The sequence below is a fragment of the Geodermatophilus sp. CPCC 205761 genome, assembly GCF_051383655.1.
GTDB lineage: Bacteria > Actinomycetota > Actinomycetes > Mycobacteriales > Geodermatophilaceae > Geodermatophilus.
On record NZ_JALPKQ010000006.1, the window covers coordinates 47,093 to 62,529 of the forward strand.

Annotated in this window: 14 protein-coding genes and 1 pseudogene; 4 read left to right on the forward strand and 11 right to left on the reverse strand. The window is 73.9% G+C overall.

Translation table 11 applies throughout. From position 1 onward, the window contains the following. Positions 1–2 precede the first annotated feature (2 nt). From phaZ to MY526_RS05130, 5 genes are all read right to left on the reverse strand, one after another. Positions 3–869 (reverse strand): poly(3-hydroxyalkanoate) depolymerase, encoded by an 867-nt coding sequence (gene phaZ / locus MY526_RS05110; RefSeq protein WP_436690235.1) that lies wholly within the window; start codon positions 867–869, stop codon positions 3–5. Beyond that, on the reverse strand, positions 853–2,580 hold the full coding sequence (locus tag MY526_RS05115; RefSeq protein ID WP_436703393.1) for a PHA/PHB synthase family protein: 1,728 nt from the start codon (positions 2,578–2,580) through the stop codon (positions 853–855). The genes phaZ and MY526_RS05115 overlap by 17 nt, the downstream gene beginning before the upstream one ends. Before the next feature lie 165 nt (positions 2,581–2,745). Continuing rightward, positions 2,746–3,834 (reverse strand): lysylphosphatidylglycerol synthase transmembrane domain-containing protein, encoded by a 1,089-nt coding sequence (locus MY526_RS05120; RefSeq protein WP_436690231.1) that lies wholly within the window; start codon positions 3,832–3,834, stop codon positions 2,746–2,748. Beyond that, positions 3,831–4,424, reverse strand: coding sequence for a hypothetical protein (locus MY526_RS05125; protein ID WP_436690229.1), 594 nt, complete (start codon positions 4,422–4,424; stop codon positions 3,831–3,833). Before MY526_RS05125 ends, MY526_RS05120 begins: the two co-directional genes overlap by 4 nt. Further along, positions 4,421–6,115: a phosphatase PAP2 family protein gene (locus tag MY526_RS05130; protein WP_436703394.1), complete on the reverse strand. Its 1,695-nt coding sequence runs from the start codon at positions 6,113–6,115 to the stop codon at positions 4,421–4,423. The genes MY526_RS05125 and MY526_RS05130 overlap by 4 nt, the downstream gene beginning before the upstream one ends. 102 nt (positions 6,116–6,217) lie before the next feature. Between MY526_RS05130 and MY526_RS05135 the strand changes: the two genes are divergently transcribed. Together MY526_RS05135 and MY526_RS05140 are read left to right on the forward strand one after the other, a co-directional pair. Continuing rightward, the gene (locus tag MY526_RS05135) at positions 6,218–7,120 is read left to right on the forward strand and encodes an ABC transporter substrate-binding protein (protein WP_436690225.1); all 903 of its coding nucleotides are present in this window, start codon (positions 6,218–6,220) and stop codon (positions 7,118–7,120) included. A 67-nt stretch (positions 7,121–7,187) separates the two neighbouring features. After that, entirely contained in the window at positions 7,188–7,895 is a 708-nt protein-coding gene (locus tag MY526_RS05140) for a hemerythrin domain-containing protein (protein WP_436703395.1), read from the forward strand. Between the two features lie 118 nt (positions 7,896–8,013). Here the strand turns inward: MY526_RS05140 and MY526_RS05145 are convergent, their stop codons facing one another. Further along, the gene (locus MY526_RS05145; RefSeq protein WP_436703396.1) at positions 8,014–9,057 is read right to left on the reverse strand and encodes a YihY/virulence factor BrkB family protein; all 1,044 of its coding nucleotides are present in this window, start codon (positions 9,055–9,057) and stop codon (positions 8,014–8,016) included. 106 nt (positions 9,058–9,163) lie between these two features. After that, positions 9,164–10,651: an MFS transporter gene (locus MY526_RS05150; RefSeq protein WP_436703397.1), complete on the reverse strand. Its 1,488-nt coding sequence runs from the start codon at positions 10,649–10,651 to the stop codon at positions 9,164–9,166. 203 nt (positions 10,652–10,854) lie between these two features. Between MY526_RS05150 and MY526_RS05155 the strand changes: the two genes are divergently transcribed. Beyond that, positions 10,855–11,028 (forward strand): hypothetical protein, encoded by a 174-nt coding sequence (locus MY526_RS05155; RefSeq protein WP_436703398.1) that lies wholly within the window; start codon positions 10,855–10,857, stop codon positions 11,026–11,028. Positions 11,029–11,147: 119 nt separating this feature from the next. On the opposite strand, the gene MY526_RS05160 is transcribed toward MY526_RS05155, so the two are convergent. Next, positions 11,148–12,233: an acyl-CoA dehydrogenase gene (locus MY526_RS05160; protein WP_436703399.1), complete on the reverse strand. Its 1,086-nt coding sequence runs from the start codon at positions 12,231–12,233 to the stop codon at positions 11,148–11,150. 77 nt (positions 12,234–12,310) lie between these two features. Between MY526_RS05160 and MY526_RS05165 the strand changes: the two genes are divergently transcribed. Continuing rightward, positions 12,311–12,490 carry a hypothetical protein gene (locus MY526_RS05165; RefSeq protein ID WP_436703400.1) on the forward strand — a complete coding sequence of 60 codons (180 nt, stop codon included), beginning with the start codon at positions 12,311–12,313 and terminating at the stop codon, positions 12,488–12,490. A 35-nt stretch (positions 12,491–12,525) separates the two neighbouring features. Here the strand turns inward: MY526_RS05165 and MY526_RS05170 are convergent. From MY526_RS05170 to MY526_RS05180, 3 genes and pseudogenes are all read right to left on the reverse strand, one after another. Further along, a pseudogene (locus MY526_RS05170) lies at positions 12,526–12,969 on the reverse strand (acyl-CoA dehydrogenase family protein); the annotation flags it as partial. A 62-nt stretch (positions 12,970–13,031) separates the two neighbouring features. Continuing rightward, the gene (locus MY526_RS05175) at positions 13,032–14,801 is read right to left on the reverse strand and encodes an MDR family MFS transporter (RefSeq protein WP_436690218.1); all 1,770 of its coding nucleotides are present in this window, start codon (positions 14,799–14,801) and stop codon (positions 13,032–13,034) included. Further along, on the reverse strand, positions 14,798–15,307 hold the full coding sequence (locus MY526_RS05180; protein WP_436703401.1) for a MarR family winged helix-turn-helix transcriptional regulator: 510 nt from the start codon (positions 15,305–15,307) through the stop codon (positions 14,798–14,800). Before MY526_RS05180 ends, MY526_RS05175 begins: the two co-directional genes overlap by 4 nt. Positions 15,308–15,437: the final 130 nt, after the last annotated feature.

Here is a 15,437-nt window from a genome sequence, read left to right on the forward strand (position 1 = left end):
CGTCAGTCGAGGAAGCGCTCGATGACCGGGGCGAGCACGGGGGCGTCGGTGATCAGGGCCAGGTGCCCGCCGCCGTAGACGTGCAGCTGCGCGTCGGGGATCAACCGGGCCATGATCCGCGCGTTCACCACCGGGATGATCGGGTCGTCGTCCCCGGCCACCAGGAGCGTGGGCTGACGGATCAGCCGCAGGAACGGCAGGCTGCTCCAGCCCGCGCTGGCGGCCAGCTGGTAGTAGTAGCCGCGCCGCGGCCCCAGCCGCGTGGCCGAGTGCAGCACCCGCGCCGCCAGGGCGGGGTCGTCCCGGATCGAGCCGCCGTAGATCGTGCCGGCCACCGACCGGGTGTAGTCCGGGTCGCGGTGCCGGCGCGGGGTGAGCATCCGGGCCAGCACCCGCGGGTGCCCGGGCACCATCAGTGACCCCGTACCGGTGGCCGCCAGCACCAGTCGCCGGCAGCGCCGCCGGTGCTGGACGGCGAAGTGCTGGGCCAGCCCGCCGCCCCACGACAGCCCGAGGACGTCGACCGGGTCCTCGTGGCCCAGCTGGCTGAGCACCCCGGCGACCACCGGGCTGAACGTGGCCAGCACGTAGGGGACGACCGGGCGCGGCGAACCGCCCACGCCCGGCACGTCGAACCGGATCACCGTGCGCCGCGGGTCGAGGGCGTCGACGAAGGGCTGCAGCACCTCCAGGCTCGCCCCGATGCCGTTCATCAGCAGGAGCGGTGGCACCGCGTGGTCCTCACCGTGGCGCACCGCCACCCGCAGCGTGCGCCCGGCGACGGTGAGGTTCCGGACCGTCTCCCGGGCGGATTCCCGCCCCGACGCCGCGGTGCGCGGCCGGAGCGGGGGCCTACTTGTCGAAGACATACGTGCCCGGGGCCTCGGCCAGCGGAGGCAGCTCGTCGGAACCGAGCGAGGTCGGGGCGGGCACCTCGTCACCGGTCCGCTCGGCCAGCCAGGACACGTAGTCCGGCCACCACGAGCCCTTCTGCTTCTCGGCCAGCTCCAGCCACCGCTCCGGCTCGGCCGGGGTCTCCGGCGCCACCTGGAACGACGCCTTGGGGTTGCTCGGCGGGTTGACCAGCGACGCGATGTGCCCGCTGGTGGAGAGGACGAACCGGCTCGCCCCGCCGAGCAGCTGCGTGGTCCGGTAGCAGGACTGCCACGGGCAGATGTGGTCGGCGATCCCCGCGGTGACGTAGGCGTCGATCTCCACCTTGGACAGGTCGACCGGCGAGCCCAGCATCGTCGCGGCACCGGGCCGGGTGAGCTTGTTGCCGAAGGCCACGTCGATGAAGTCGCGGTGCAGACCGGCGCTCATCCGGGTGGTGTCGGAGTTCCAGTAGAGGATGTCGAAGGCCGGCGGGGGGTTGCCCTGCAGGTAGTTGTTGACCCAGTAGTTCCACACCAGGTCGTTGGGCCGCAGCCACGCGAAGACCTCGGCCAGCGACGCGCCGTCCAGGTAGCCCTTCTTGCGCGACTTCTCGGTCGCGGCCTTGATGCCCTCCTCGTCCATGAGCGCGCCCAGCGTGCCGGCCTTCCCCCAGTCGAGGACGGTGACCGCGTAGCTGGACGCGGTCACCCGCTCCTGCGCGCCGGTGGCCGCGAGGTGGGCCAGCACCATCGCCAGGATGATCCCGCCGGAGCAGAAGCCCTGGAGCGCGACCCGGTCGCTGCCGGTGATCCGCTCGGCGGCGTCCATCGCGTCGAGGACGGCCTGCCCGTAGGTGTCCATGCCCCAGTCGGCGTGCCGCTCGTCCGGGTTGCGCCAGGAGATCATGAAGACCTGCTGGCCGGCGGCCACGTAGTGCTCGACGATGCTGCGCCCGGGCGCGAGGTCGGTGATGTAGTACTTGTTGATCGTCGGCGGCACCATGACCAGCGGCACCTGGCGAACGGTCTCGGTGGTCGGCCGGTACTGGATGAGCTCGAACACCGGCGTCCGCAGCACGACCGCACCCGGGGTGACGGCGAGGTCCTCGCCCACGGTGAAGGCGTCGGGCTCGACCATCGAGGGCACCCGCGGCTTGGTCGCGAGGTCGTTGACCAGCCGACGTGCCCCGCTGACGGCGTTGCGCCCGCCGGTGTCGATGAACGCCTTCCACAGCAGCGGGTTCAGCGGGGTGTTGCTCGGTGCCAGCGCGTCGACGAGGTTGGTCAGCGTGAAGCGGATCCGCTCGTCGTCCTTCCAGTCGAGGTCGGCGTCGTCGACCAGGCCCACCGCCGCCCGCGCGGCCGCGATGTGCGCCTGCATCGCCCGGCGCATCAGCGGGTTGCCGGTCCAGGCGGGGTCGGCGTAGCGGCGGTCCTTGGGGGAGGGCTCGATGTCGGAGCTGCCGGCGAGCACCCGCCCGAGGTCGCCGGCGAGGTCCTTCGACCGCTGGGCGACCGCGTCGCGGCGGCGGGCCAGCGCGCCCCCGAGGCGCAGCACGGTCTTCGCCGGCGGGATCATCCGGCGCAGCGGGCCCCGGGCGCCGTCGACGAGGAGCATGTCCAGGCCCATCACCGCCTCGCCGGCGTCCTGGGTGGCCCCGTCGGTGGTGCCATCGAGCTTGTTGGTGCTGGCGGCGTCGGTCATGCCGGTCTCCTCGGTGGCTCGCGGTGTGACCGGAGCAACTCAACCACGGCGGACGGTCGTCCGCGCGCCAGCAACGCCCGCTCGGGGGACACTCCGATCAGCTCCGGCCCCCCTCCAGGGCACCGCCCCGAGCTCGCGAGGGGGTGGGGAGGAGGAGGGCCTCTCTCAGGTCGTCTCGGGGACCAGCGGTGTCCGGGGTGCGGTGTTGGGCTCGCGCCGCCAGGAGTGGTTGCGCCGCCAGAACACGTAGGTGCCCAGCCCGAGCGGGATGGGCAGCACGTAGGTCAGCGCCCGGTAGACGAGGACGGCGGCGGCGACCAGGGCCCGGTCACCGCCGGCGGCGGCCAGGCCGGTGATCATGGCGACCTCGACGACCCCGAGCCCGCCGGGGGTGAACGGGACGGCGGTCAGCAGCCGGGCGAACGCGAACACGGCGAGCGCCTCCACCACGCTCACCTGGGCCGCGTCCACCCCCACGAACCGCAGCGCCAGCAGCAGGACGACGAACAGCGAGAGGTGGCTGACCAGCGTCGCGAGGCTGATCCAGTGCCAGCGGGCCCGCAGCAGCAGGATCGTCCGGTCGCGGAACTTCGTCGTCGCGGCGTCCCACCCCTGCACGGGCGGCCGGCCGAACAGGCCGACCACCGCCGACGCCACCCGCCCGAACGCGCGGCCGAGCCGCGCCGCGCCCTCCCGGCTGCGCAGCAGCAGCGCCAGCAGGGCGACGGCGACGACGAGGCCGGCCAGGCCCGCCGCGCCGCCCAGCAGCCGCGCGGTGCTCGGGGTGGAGCCGAACGCCAGCAGGCTCAGCGCCAGCACCGGCAGGGCCAGCTTGGCGAAGTTGTTCCACAGGCCCGAGATCAGCAGCGAGACCGAGGTCCGGGACCGGGAGAACCCCCACGAGGTGTTCATGCCGTAGGTCAGCCCGAGCGCGATCGCCGCACCGCCGAGCACGGTGTTCGACACGGCGGTCGTCGTCATCGTCGACACCGTCGCCTGCCGGAGCGTGAGCCCGGGCATCGTCGAGACCATCACGAACTGGTAGGTCATCAGGTTCCAGACGGTCGCCGCGGCCAGCAGCCCGAGCTCCGCCCCGGTCATCGCCTGCACGGTGTCCCAGACCGCCGAGAGGCTGGTGAACTGGGGCAGGAACCACCAGAGGACGGCGGCGGCCAGGGCCAGCGACGCGGCGGGCACCAGCACCCGGCGCCAGAGCGGGCGCGGTGGCCGGACGGGGGTCTCGGTGGCGGTCACCGCGGGGCCCCGGCGTCCGCGGGTGGGTCGAGCTCCAGCCGCCCGTCGCTCGCCTCGCGCACCTGGTCGGAGAGCTCGTCGCGGCGCAGCACGTCGATGGCCTGCGCGGCGAGGGCGAGCGGTTCCCCGCGGTTGTCGCCGGAGAGCGCGAAGACCAGCGTCAGGCAGCCGCCCTCGAAGAGGTAGTACCGGCTGCCCTGGTACCGCGGGGTGACCTGGCTGACCAGCTCGTAGCGCCGCATGCCGTCCCGGTCGCTCGGGATCTCGGTCGCGCCGTCGGTGTCGCAGGTGCCGGCCAGCTGCACCTCGATGGCGTGCAGCCCGTCGCGGTCGGAGTCCAGCCAGAAGGCCGCCCCGCCGTTCCGGGCGTCCATGCCGGCGAAGTGCCAGCCGAGGGGCAGTCCCTTCACGCAGGGCACGCGCGACGCCGTCGGCACCGACTGGGCCATGAGCACCACGGCGTCGGCCGCGTTCCCGTCGTCCCCGATCTCGCAGGCGGGGGCCTGGCCGAAGGAGGTGCTGGCCGGCGCGACGCAGCCGGTGAGCACCAGCGCGAGCGCGGCGGGCAGCACCGCCCGGGCGCCGGTCACAGCGGGGAGTCCAGCAGGCCGGCGACGACGACCGCCAGGAGGAGCAGCCCCAGGAGCGCCACGAGCGACAGGCCCACGCGGCGCCAGCTCCACCGCTGGATCCGCACCGGCGGCAGCCGGTAGGGCAGCAACTGGAGGAACTGTGCGTGCAGGTCGCGGCTGTCCTGGCGCAGGCAGCGGCGCAGCTGGGTGGGCATGGTCAGGCCGCGGGTGGCGGCGAAGGCCTCGGCGAGCTCCTCGTCGGAGAAGCGCAGCCGGGCGCGGGCGTAGACCCGCTCGGCATCGGTGCGCAGCGCCAGCACCAGCATCATGTTGGCCAGGTCCACCGCCTGCCGCCACGGGCTGGGCCGGACCTCGGCGAACGCGGAGTCGATCAGGTACAGCGTGCCGTCCCGGACCATGACGTTCGCCGGCTTCACGTCCCGGTGCGCCGCGCCGATCTCCCACATCCGGCGCACCACGGCCAGGCCCTGGTCGATGACGGCGTCGTCGACCTCGGCCTCGCCGATCTCCTGCGCGCCGAGGAAGAACTCGTTCACCAGCAGGTACTCGCGCTCGGGGGTGATCTCCACGATCCCCATCGGGTGCGCCACCGGCAGCCCGGCGTCGGTGAACAGCCGCAGGACGTAGTCCTCGTACTGCACCAGCCGCCGCACGCTGTGGAATGGCTTCTCGTCCTCCAGCCCGCCGTAGAGCAGCGTCCGGGCCAGCTTGAACCAGCGGTCGGAGCGCACGTGGGTGGCGGCGTAGAGCTTGCCGAAGACGTAGCTCTCGCCGTCGTCGGCCTTGACCGTGATCCGCAGCGGCGTGGAGCCCCCGGAACCCTCGAGGTTGAACGGCGTCACCTGGGTGGCGAGCAGGCCCAGCTGGTCCTGCAGCGCCCGCACGATCGCCTCGCCGCGGGCGCCGGTGACGTCGAGGTGGGCGGGGCGGCCGCGGCGGTAGCGCACCGGGAAGATGTCGTTGGGCGTCATCAGCCGGAACGCGGCCAGCGGGGTCGCGACGCCGAGCACCACCCCGGCCACCACGCCGGTGGGGTGGTCCTGGGCGAGGTAGAGCCGGGACGCGACGGTGACCGCCAGCAGGCCGACCACGACCCACTTGCCGATCGTGCGGTAGCGGCCGGCCGGGACGAGCGCGTAGACGGTGCTCACCAGGAAGGCGGTCAGCACGGTCACCGGCAGCGACGGCATGGCGTAGCCCGACCACGCGCCCAGCAGTTCCACCTCGAACGGGCGGGGCCGCTGTAGCAGCAGCGTGGCCAGCGACCCGAGGTTCACCACGATCAGCGCCACACCGATCCAGGTGAACAGGTGGTGCCAGCGGCGGAAGACCGCCAGCACGGCCAGGTTGCCCAGCCACAGCGCGTGCACGACCGGCGGCGTGGCCAGCACCCCGGCCACCTCGGCGACGTCGGTGAGGCCGGGCGAGCGCAGCGTGGCGATCGCCTGCAGGACCCGCGTGTCCGCGAGGTCGACCAGCGGCACGCTGTCGGTGACCACGGCCGCCGCCCAGCCGGCGAACACGGCGGCCGTCAGGCCGATCCACCACTTGCCAGAGGCGTTGAGGTGCCGCGGCAGCGGCGGCGGCTCACCGGAGGGACGGCGGCGGCGGCGGACGTGCTGGATCGTCGGCGGTCCGGGTCGCCGGACCGCGCCTGCCTCCGGGGCGGCGTGCGGGGGCGACGCCATGCCGCCCGATGCTGCTCCCCGACGGGCTCCGGGTCCATCGAAATCGTCACCGTCCGGGGCTAGCGTTCTGCTCCGTCGTCCCCGCCGGGAGGGAGTGCCCCCATGCGGCGTCCCCGGGCAGTCCTGGCCGTGCTGCTGCTCGTCGTCCTGACCGGCTGCGGTTCGACGGCGCCCGAGCCGGCGCCGACGACCGGTGACGGAACGGTCCGCATCGCCTCCTACGACTTCGCCGAGAACCAGATCCTGGCCGAGGTGTACGCCGAGGCGGTCCGCCGCGCGGGGCTGCCGGTGTCGGTGCAGCACGGCATCGGCACCCGGGAGGTGGTGCTCCCCGCGCTCGAGCAGGACGTGGTGGACGTCGTCGTCGACTACCTGGGCACCGCGCTGGACTTCGTCAACCCCGGCGGGCCGGCCGTCCGGCGCGAACCGGACCACCTTCGGGCGGAGCTGGCCCGGGTCATGGAGCAGCGCGGGGCGACGGTCCTCGCCTTCGCGGCAGCCGAGGACAACAACGGGTTCGCCGTCCGGACGGCCTTCTCCGAGCAGAACGCCGTCCGGCGGTTGTCCGACCTCGCGCTGGCCGCTCCCGGACTGGTCTTCGGCGGCCCGCCGGAGTGCCCGGAGCGGCGCTACTGCCTGCTGGGCCTGCGCGAGGTCTACGGGCTGGAGTTCGGCGAGGTGCGGTCGATGCCGTCGCGGGCCGCGACGGCGGAGGCGCTGCTGGCCGGGGAGATCGACGTCGGCCTGCTCGAGACCACCGACGCCCGGCTGGCCGACGCCCAGCTGGTGCTGCTCGACGACGACCGCGGGCTGCAGCCGCACGAGAACGTGGTGCCGATCGTGCGGACGGCGGTGCTGGAGGCGGCCGGGGACGGGCTCCGCACGGCCCTCGACGAGGTGAGCGCCCGCCTGGACACCCCCGACCTGGTGCGGCTCAACCGGCTGGTCGCCCTGGACGGGCGGACCCCGGCCGAGGCCGCGGAGCTGTGGTGGGCCGGCCGCTGAGCGCGCATGCCGACGGCGCGTCGCGGGCAGGACCCCGGCTCGACCCGTGACCGGAGAGGGGCCCGCCGTGGTCCGATCGATCGCCGACCAGACGGTGGAGGAGCTGGGTGGTCCCGGCAGCGTGCTGGCCCGCCAGCGCCGCGACCACGTCGAGCTGGACCGGCTGCTGCACGAGCTGGACGGCGCCACCGGCCGGGCGCAGGAGGACGTGCTGACCCGGATCGACCGCCTGGTGTTCAGCCACGCCTTCGCCGAGGAGACGGTGCTGTGGCCGGTCGTGCGGCGGGTGCTGCCCGACGGCGAGGCGCTGACGCTGCGGGTGGAGGAGGAGCACCAGGAGGTCAACGAGCTGGTCACCGAGCTGGAGACGCTCGGCCACGACGACCCCCGCCGCGCCGAGCGACTGGCCCGGCTGGTGGCGGTGCTGCGGGAGGACGTGCGCGACGAGGAGGACGTCCTGCTCCCGCGGCTGCAGGAGCGGCTCGACCCGGCCGAGCTGCGGAGGCTGGGCCGGCAGTGGGAGTTCACCCGGCGCATCGCGCCCACCCGGGCGCACCCGACGGTCTCCCGGCGTCCGCCGGGCAACGCGCTCTCGGCCCTGCCGCTGTCGGTGCTCGACCGCACCCGCGACGTCGTCGACGCGGTCGTCCGCCGCGCACCGGGGCAGCTGGCGCCCGCGGGGGAGGCGGTGAGCCGCGGGCTGGCCGGCCTGGCGGGGCTGGTGGAGCGGGTCCCAGCGGCCCGCCGCGGCGACCGGCCGCCGACGTCCCGCTGATCCCACGACGAGGGCCTCCTCCCGGATCGGGAGGAGGCCCTCGTCGTGGGACCCCCGGGCCCCGGCCCCTGCAGGGTCCCGCCGCGAGCGTGCGAGCGTTGGGCGGCAGGGGGTCCTTCTAGTTCGTCTTGCGGGGCTTCGGCTCGGCGCGGGCGTCGAGCTGGATCTCCTTGTGCGCCTCCGGCACGCCCTCCTTCAGCTCCTTGGTCCGCTCGATCTCGGCGTCGAGCTCGATGCCGAACAGCAGCGCGACGTTGATCAGCCAGAACCAGATCAGGAAGATGACGACCCCGGCGAGCGCGCCGTAGGTCTTGTTGTAGCTGCCGAAGTTGGCCACGTAGAAGGCGAACGCGGCCGAGGCGACCACCGCCACCAGGATGGCGACGCCGGCACCGGGGCTCATCCACTTGAAGCCGCGCAGCCGGACGTTCGGCGTCGAGTAGTAGAGGACGGCGATCATGAGCGCCAGGACGACCAGCATGACCGGCCACTTGACGACGTTCCAGACCGTCAGGGCGGTGCCGCCCAGGCCGATGGCCTCCCCCACGGCGTCGACGACCGGGCCGCTGAGCACCAGCATCGCCACGATCACCGCGGCGAACAGGATGCCGATCAGCGTGACCAGCAGCTGCAGCGGCTTGAGCTTCCAGACCTTGCGGCCCTCGGGCGTCTCGTAGACGACGTTGGCGGCGCGGGTGAAGGCGCCGACGTACCCCGACGCCGACCAGACCGCACCGGCGATGCCGAGGATCAGGGCGAAGCCGGCGGTGCCGGTGTTGCCGGCGATCTGCTGGATGACGGGGTTCAGCGTGCTGGCCGCCTGCTGCGGCACGACCGCGGTGAGGGCGGTGGTGAGCTGCTCGGGGTTGGTGAGCAGGCCCACGATCGACAGCAGCGCGATCAGCGCGGGGAACAGCGCCAGGACGCCGTAGTAGGTCAGCGCCGCGGCCCAGTCGGTGAGGTTGTCCTCGCTGAACTCGCTGAGCGTGCGCTTGAGCGTGCCGACGGTGGTGGGCTTCGTGTCGGTGCCGCGGGGCGCCTTGTCGAAGCGGACGTCGTTGACCTTGGGGTCGTCGGGTGCGGGGTCGCCGGCCTTGTTGCCGGAGAACCGGGTGTCCTTCGCGGCTGTGTCAGCGCCGCGCGATCCGGTGGAGCGGGCCATCGGGTGTCCTCCGGGCGGAGTGGGAGTTCGTCGGAGATCAAGTGCCCCGGACGGTCCTGTTCCATGCCCCCGACGGTGTGTCGTGGCCGGGCCGTGACGTCGCGGGTCAGCGCAGGCCGCTCACCGGGGACCACTCGCCGGCCGCCGCCGTCGCCCGCTCGACGTCGGTCAGCCGGTCCGGCCCGCGGCTGCGCCGTCCGGTCATCCCGGCAGCGGTGAGCAGCACCACCGCGGCGGCTGCGCCCGCACCCACGAGCGCCACCGCGGTGAACGACGCGGCCGACGGCGCGCCGGTGGCGGGGTCCAGCCCGGCGGCCAGGACGGCGACGGTCACCGTGCTGCCCACGGCCTGACCGACCGAGCGGGCGATCGAGTTGACCGCATTGGCCACCCCGGTCTCCTCGGGGCGGACCGCCGACACCACCAGGGCCGGCAGCGCGGCGTAGGCCACGGTCGCCCAGAGCTGGGTCAGCAGGCCGGCCAGCACCACCTGCCACGCGGCGTCCCGGAGCAGCGCCAGCAGCAGGAAGCCGGCCAGCCCGGACGCCGCGCCGGTCAGCAGCGTGGGCAGCGCGCCGACCCGGGCGACGACCTGGCCGGCGACCGGCGCCAGCAGCACGCCGGCGATCCCGCCGGGGAGCAGGTAGACGACCGCTGCCTCCACCACCGACGCGCCGAACCCGTAGCCGGCGACCTCGGGCGGGGTCTGCACGAACTGGAGGATGGCGAGGAAGGAGGCGAACAGGCCGATGCCGGTCATCACCCCGGCGAGGTTGGGCACCAGCGTGCGCGGGTCGGCCAGCATGGCCGGGCGGACGAGCGGGTCCGCCCGGCGCCTCTCCAGCAGCACCCACCCGGTGAGGACGACCGCGGCGCCGAGCGCGCAGCCCAGCGTCGCGGGGGAGTCCCATCCCCACGCGTTCCCCTGCGACACCGGCAGCAGCAGCAGGACCAGGCCGCCGGCCAGCACGACCGCGCCCCACCAGTCGACCCGGCCCGACCCCGTCGGCGGCCGCCGGGGCAGGACGAGGACGACGAGCACCAGGGCGGCGGCCGAGGCGGCCAGGCCGATCCAGAACGGCCGGTGGTAGTCCCCGCCGTCGTGCGTGAGCAGCGCGGCGGCGACCAGGCCCACGACCCCACCGACGGCGAGGGTGCTGCTGACCACGGACATGCCGACGTTCAGCCGGGCCGCCGGCAGCTCGCGGCGCAGCACGCTGATCGACAGCGGGAACAGCCCGTAGGAGGCGCCCTGCAGCACCCGCGCCGCGAGCAGCAGCGGCAGGGACGACGTCACGAGGGCCAGCAGGGTGCCGGCCGTCATCGCGACCAGGATGCCGATCATCACCGGCCGCTCGCCCCAGGTGTCGCCGAGCCGGCCGAGGACCGGCGTCGAGACGGCGGCCGCCAGCAGGTTGGCGGTCAGCACCCAGCCGGCCGCGGCCGGCGAGACGCCGAGCTGGTCGCCGATGGCGTCGAGGACGGGGACGACGAGGCTCTGCAGCAGCGCAAGCGCGGTCGTGCCGACGGCGAGCACGGCGACCAGCAGCGCGGCGCGGGGCCGCCGCCGGTCGGCATCCGCGGCGGTGGGCACGCGGCGATGAGACCACGCCGGGGGATCCGTCCGCGCCGCGGGCCCGACGTCCTCCTTTCGGGTGGTCGCAGCCCCGGAGCCTCAGGTCACGGCTTGGCAACGACGATTGGGACAGCGGTCGACGGGGCACACGAGCTCCCGACGACGTGCCGCGGGGGGCTCGCCTCCTGCGGCCTGGGCGAGACACACAGGGGGATGAACCGATGGTGCTGTGGCCGGCCGTGACCCTGATCGGGTTCCTGGTCCTGACCGCACTGGTGATCGCGATGGGCACCTCGTCGACGGCGCGGTACGAGCGCGAGCAGCGGGCCTCCGCAGCTCGGCCGGCCGGTCGCCCGTCGGCCGCCGAGGCCGTGGGGGCGGTCCGCGCCGCCTGATCCGCGATCCCCACCCACGCGCCCCGCACTCCGCTCCGGAGTGGCGGGGCGCGGGTGTGACGGCCCCCTTGCAGGGGCCCGCCCCGGGGCTGCGAGGGGCGGGGGGCACGGGGGCCCTCTCACAGCCAGGTCTCCGGGGTGTCGAGGACGGTGCGGTCCAGCGACTCCAGCAGGTCCAGCTGGGTGTGCACCTTCGGCAGCTCGTAGCGGTGGAAGTACCGGGCAGCGGCGCGCTTGCCCTGGTGGAAGTCGCTGGTCTGTGCGCCGGTCGCCAGGGCCTGCTCCAGCCACAGCCAGGCGACGACGACGTGCCCGGCCGCCTCGAGGTAGGCGGTGGCGTTGGCCAGGGTCACGGCGGGGTCACCGGCGCTCCACAGCGTGGCGGTGACCGCGCCCAGCCGCGCCACCGTGGCGTCGAGGTCGGCGGCGAGGCCGACCCACTCGGTGCCGGCCGCCCGGGCCGTCGTCGCGGTGATCGTCTCCGCGAGCAGCGCCAGCCCCGCCCCACCCTCCATGACCACCTTGCGGCCGAGCAGGTCCAGCCCCTGGATGCCGGCCGTCCCCTCGTGGATCGGGTTCAGCCGGTTGTCCCGGTAGAACTGCTCGACGGGGTGGTCCCGCGTGTAGCCGGCGCCGCCGAGCACCTGGATGGCCAGGTCGTCGGCGACCGGCCCCCACTGCGAGGGCCAGGACTTCGCGATCGGCGTCAGCACCTCCAGCAGCAGGTGCGCCCGCGCGCGGTCGGTCGACGACCCGGCCGTCAGCTCCTCGTCGACCAGCCGGGCGCAGTACAGCGCCAGGGCCAGGCCGCCCTCGGCGTAGGACTTCGCCGCCAGCAGCATCCGCCGGACGTCGGTGTGCTCGACGATCCGCACCGGCGGGGTGCCCGGGTCGCGGTCGGTGGGCGGCCGGCCCTGGGTGCGGGTGCGGGCGTACTCCAGCGCGTGCAGGTAACCGGTGTAGCCGAGCGCCGCCGCGCCCGCGCCGACGCCGATCCGCGCCTCGTTCATCATGTGGAACATGTAGGTGAGGCCCCGGTGCTCCTCGCCCACGAGGAACCCCACTGCCCCGGCCCGCCCGCCGGGCGTGTGCGCGCCCTCGCCGAAGGTGAGCAGGGTGTTCGTCGTCCCCCGGTAGCCCATCTTGTGGTTGAGCCCGGTCAGGACGACGTCGTTGCGCTCCCCGAGCGAGCCGTCGTCCCGCACCAGGACCTTGGGGAAACAGCGAGATGCCCTTCACCCCGGGCGGGCCGCCGGGGACCTTGGCGAGCACCAGGTGGACGATGTTCTCGCTCAGCTCGTGGTCGCCGGCGGAGATCCACATCTTGGTGCCGGTCAGCCGGTGGGTGCCGTCGTCCTGCGGCTCGGCGCGGGTGGTGATGTCGGCCAGCGAGGAGCCGGCCTGCGGCTCCGAGAGCGCCATCGTCCCGAACCAGCGCCCCTCGAGCATCGGCCGGACGTAGGTGTCGACCTGCTCGCGGCTGCCGTGCGCGACCAGCAGCCGGGCGTTGGCCATGGTGAGGAACGGGTAGGCCGAGGTGCCCACGTTGGCCGCCTGGAACCAGGCCATCGCCGCCTGCGCGACGGCGTGCGGCAGCTGCATGCCGCCCAGCTCCTCGTCGAAGGTGCCGGCGATCAGCCCCGCGTCCGCGAACACCCGCAGCGCCCGGCCGACCTCGGGCACCAGTTCGACGCGGCCGTCGACCATCCGCGGCTCGTGCTCGTCGGCGGCGCGGTTGTGCGGGGCGAAGTGCTCGGTGGCGATCTCCTCGGCCAGCTCGAGCACCGCGTCGAAGGTGTCCCGCGAGTGCTCGGCGTAGCGCGGCCGCTCGACCAGCTCCTCGACACCGAGCCACTCGTGCAGCAGGAAGTCCAGGTCGCGGCGGGACAGGACGAGGGACGAGCGCACGACGGGCCTCCGGGACGTCTCGGCCGCGATCATGGCGCCGTGACCTCGGGCGGCCGGGCCGGGTGGTCACGACGCCATGATCGCTGGCGGGTGGGTCAGCCGCGGGTACCGGCGTCCCCGGGCCGGCCGACCGGGGGCGGGGTGGACGTCGGCGCCGCGGCGCCCACCGCCTGGGTGGCCTCCTCCGCCGGATCGTCCGCCGACGGCTGCCCGGCGGTCTGGGCGGCCGCCTCCTGCCGGGCCTGGATGCCGGACTTGTTCGACAGCGGCAGCTCGGGCAGGAACAGGAACACGAAGAACCCGACCGCCACCACGCACGCGGCGATGAGGAACACCAGGTCGATCGTCGTCGAGAAGCCCACCTTGAACGGCAGGGCCAGCGCGTCGGGCAGCTCCTGGATGAACGAGGTGTCCGACAGGTCGCTCCCCGCGCCGCCCAGCTGCTGGAACTGCGGCCCCAGCTCGGGGTTCGCCGCGACGGCGTCCCCCACTGCCGTCTCGATGTCCGACGGCAGCCGGGTGAACAGCACCGACAGGAAGGCGGCGGTGCCGATCGTGCCGCCCATCTGCCGGAAGAAGGTCACCGAGGAGGTGGCCACGCCCATCTCCCGCGGCGAGACGGCGTTCTGGACGGCGAGGATGACCGGCTGGAAGTTGAAGCCCAGCCCGAGGCCCATGAGGGCCATGAAGGGGACGAGCACCCAGATCGACGTCTCCGCCTCGACCAGGGCGGACATCGCGAGCAGGGCACCGGTCATGAGCACGATGCCGACCAGCGGGAACAGCTTGTACCGGCCGGTCTTCGAGATGGCGGCGCCCGAGCCCATCGCCCCGACCATGATGCCGGCCACGAGGGGCAGCATCTGCAGACCGGCCACGGTGGCGCTCGAGCCGTGCACGATCTGCAGGTACTGGGGGAGCAGCAGGAGGCCGCCGAACATGCCGGCGCCCATCACGATGCTGCCGATGCCGCTGACGGTGAAGCTGCGGTTGCGGAACAGTCGCAGCGGGAGCAGTGCCTCGTCCCCGTACGCCCGCTCGGCGAGCACGAAGAGGACGAACCCTATGACGCCGATGGCGTAGCAGGTGAGGGCGCCGCCCGACGTCCAGCCCCAGATCCGGCCCTGCTCGGCGACGATCAGCAGCGGCACCAGGAAGGTGATCAGCGCGAGGGCGCCGGGCCAGTCGATCCGGTGGTCCCGGCGCTCGTGCGGCAGGTGCAGCACCCGGAAGACGGTGAGGAAGGCCAGGATGCCGAGCGGCACGTTGATGTAGAAGATCCAGCGCCAGCCGGTGATCCCCAGCAGCGAGGACTGCCCGGCGAGGAAGCCGCCGATGACCGGGCCGAGCACGCTGGAGGTGCCCCAGACGGCCATGAAGTAGCCCTGGTACCGCGAGCGCTCACGCGGCGGCACGATGTCGCCGATGATCGCCAGCGCCAGCGCCATGAGGCCGCCGGCGCCGACGCCCTGGATCGCCCGGAAGGCGGCGAGCTGGTACATCGAGTCGGCGAGGCCGCAGAGCACCGAGCCGACGACGAAGACGCCGATCGCGAACAGGTAGAACGGCCGCCGGCCGTAGATGTCGGACAGCTTCCCGTACAGCGGCGTGGCGATCGTCGAGGTGATGAGGAAGGAGGTGGTCGCCCACGCCTGCAGGTCGTATCCCTGCAGGTCGTCGGCGATGGTGCGGATCGCGGTCGACACGACCGTCTGGTCGAGGGCGGCGAGGAACATCGCGACCATCAGCCCGGCCAGGATCGTGACGATCTGCCGGTGGGTGAAGGTGCCGTCCTCGCCGGGCGCGGAGGCCGCGGCGCGGGCGTCCCTGCGCTCGGCCGAGCTGGCTCGGGTGCTCTGGCTCATGGGGTCTCTCTCGGTGAGGGTGCGGCCTGGTCGGCGGGCAGGACGGTGGCGAGGTCGTCGACGAGGCGACCGAACAGGCTGGTGAGGGTGGCGAGGTCGGCGGTGTCCCAGCTGGACGTGACCCGCGCGAGGAGGGCCTCCCGCTCGGCCCGCATCTGGTCCAGCGCCGCCCGGCCGGCGTCGGTGACGACCAGCCGGCTGGCCCGGCCGTCGGTCTCGTCGGCGACCCGCTGGACGAGGCCCTGCTCGATGAGGACGCCGACGTGCCGGCTGACGGTGGAGGGATCGGCGTGCACGCGCTCGGCGAGCGCGCCCTGGCGCAGCGGGCCGAGCTGGACCAGCGGGTAGAGCAGGACGAGCGCGGCCCGGTCGCGGCCCTCGCCCGCCTGGCTGTTCTTCAGGGCGTGCACGAGACGCATGAAGCGGGGGACCTGCTCACCCAGCGTGCGCAGTTCGGCCACCCGGTCGGGCTCGACCGCGGCTCGTGGGCGGGGGGTGGGGGGCACGGGGACTCCGGAGGCGGGACGAAGGAACAGGTGCACGGTACAAGCTGTTGTCCGCTACACGCATCCAGTTGCACTGTGCAAGCAGGTGAGGTCCGCCACGCGCCCGGGCCCCCGGGCGGTGGGATCCTGG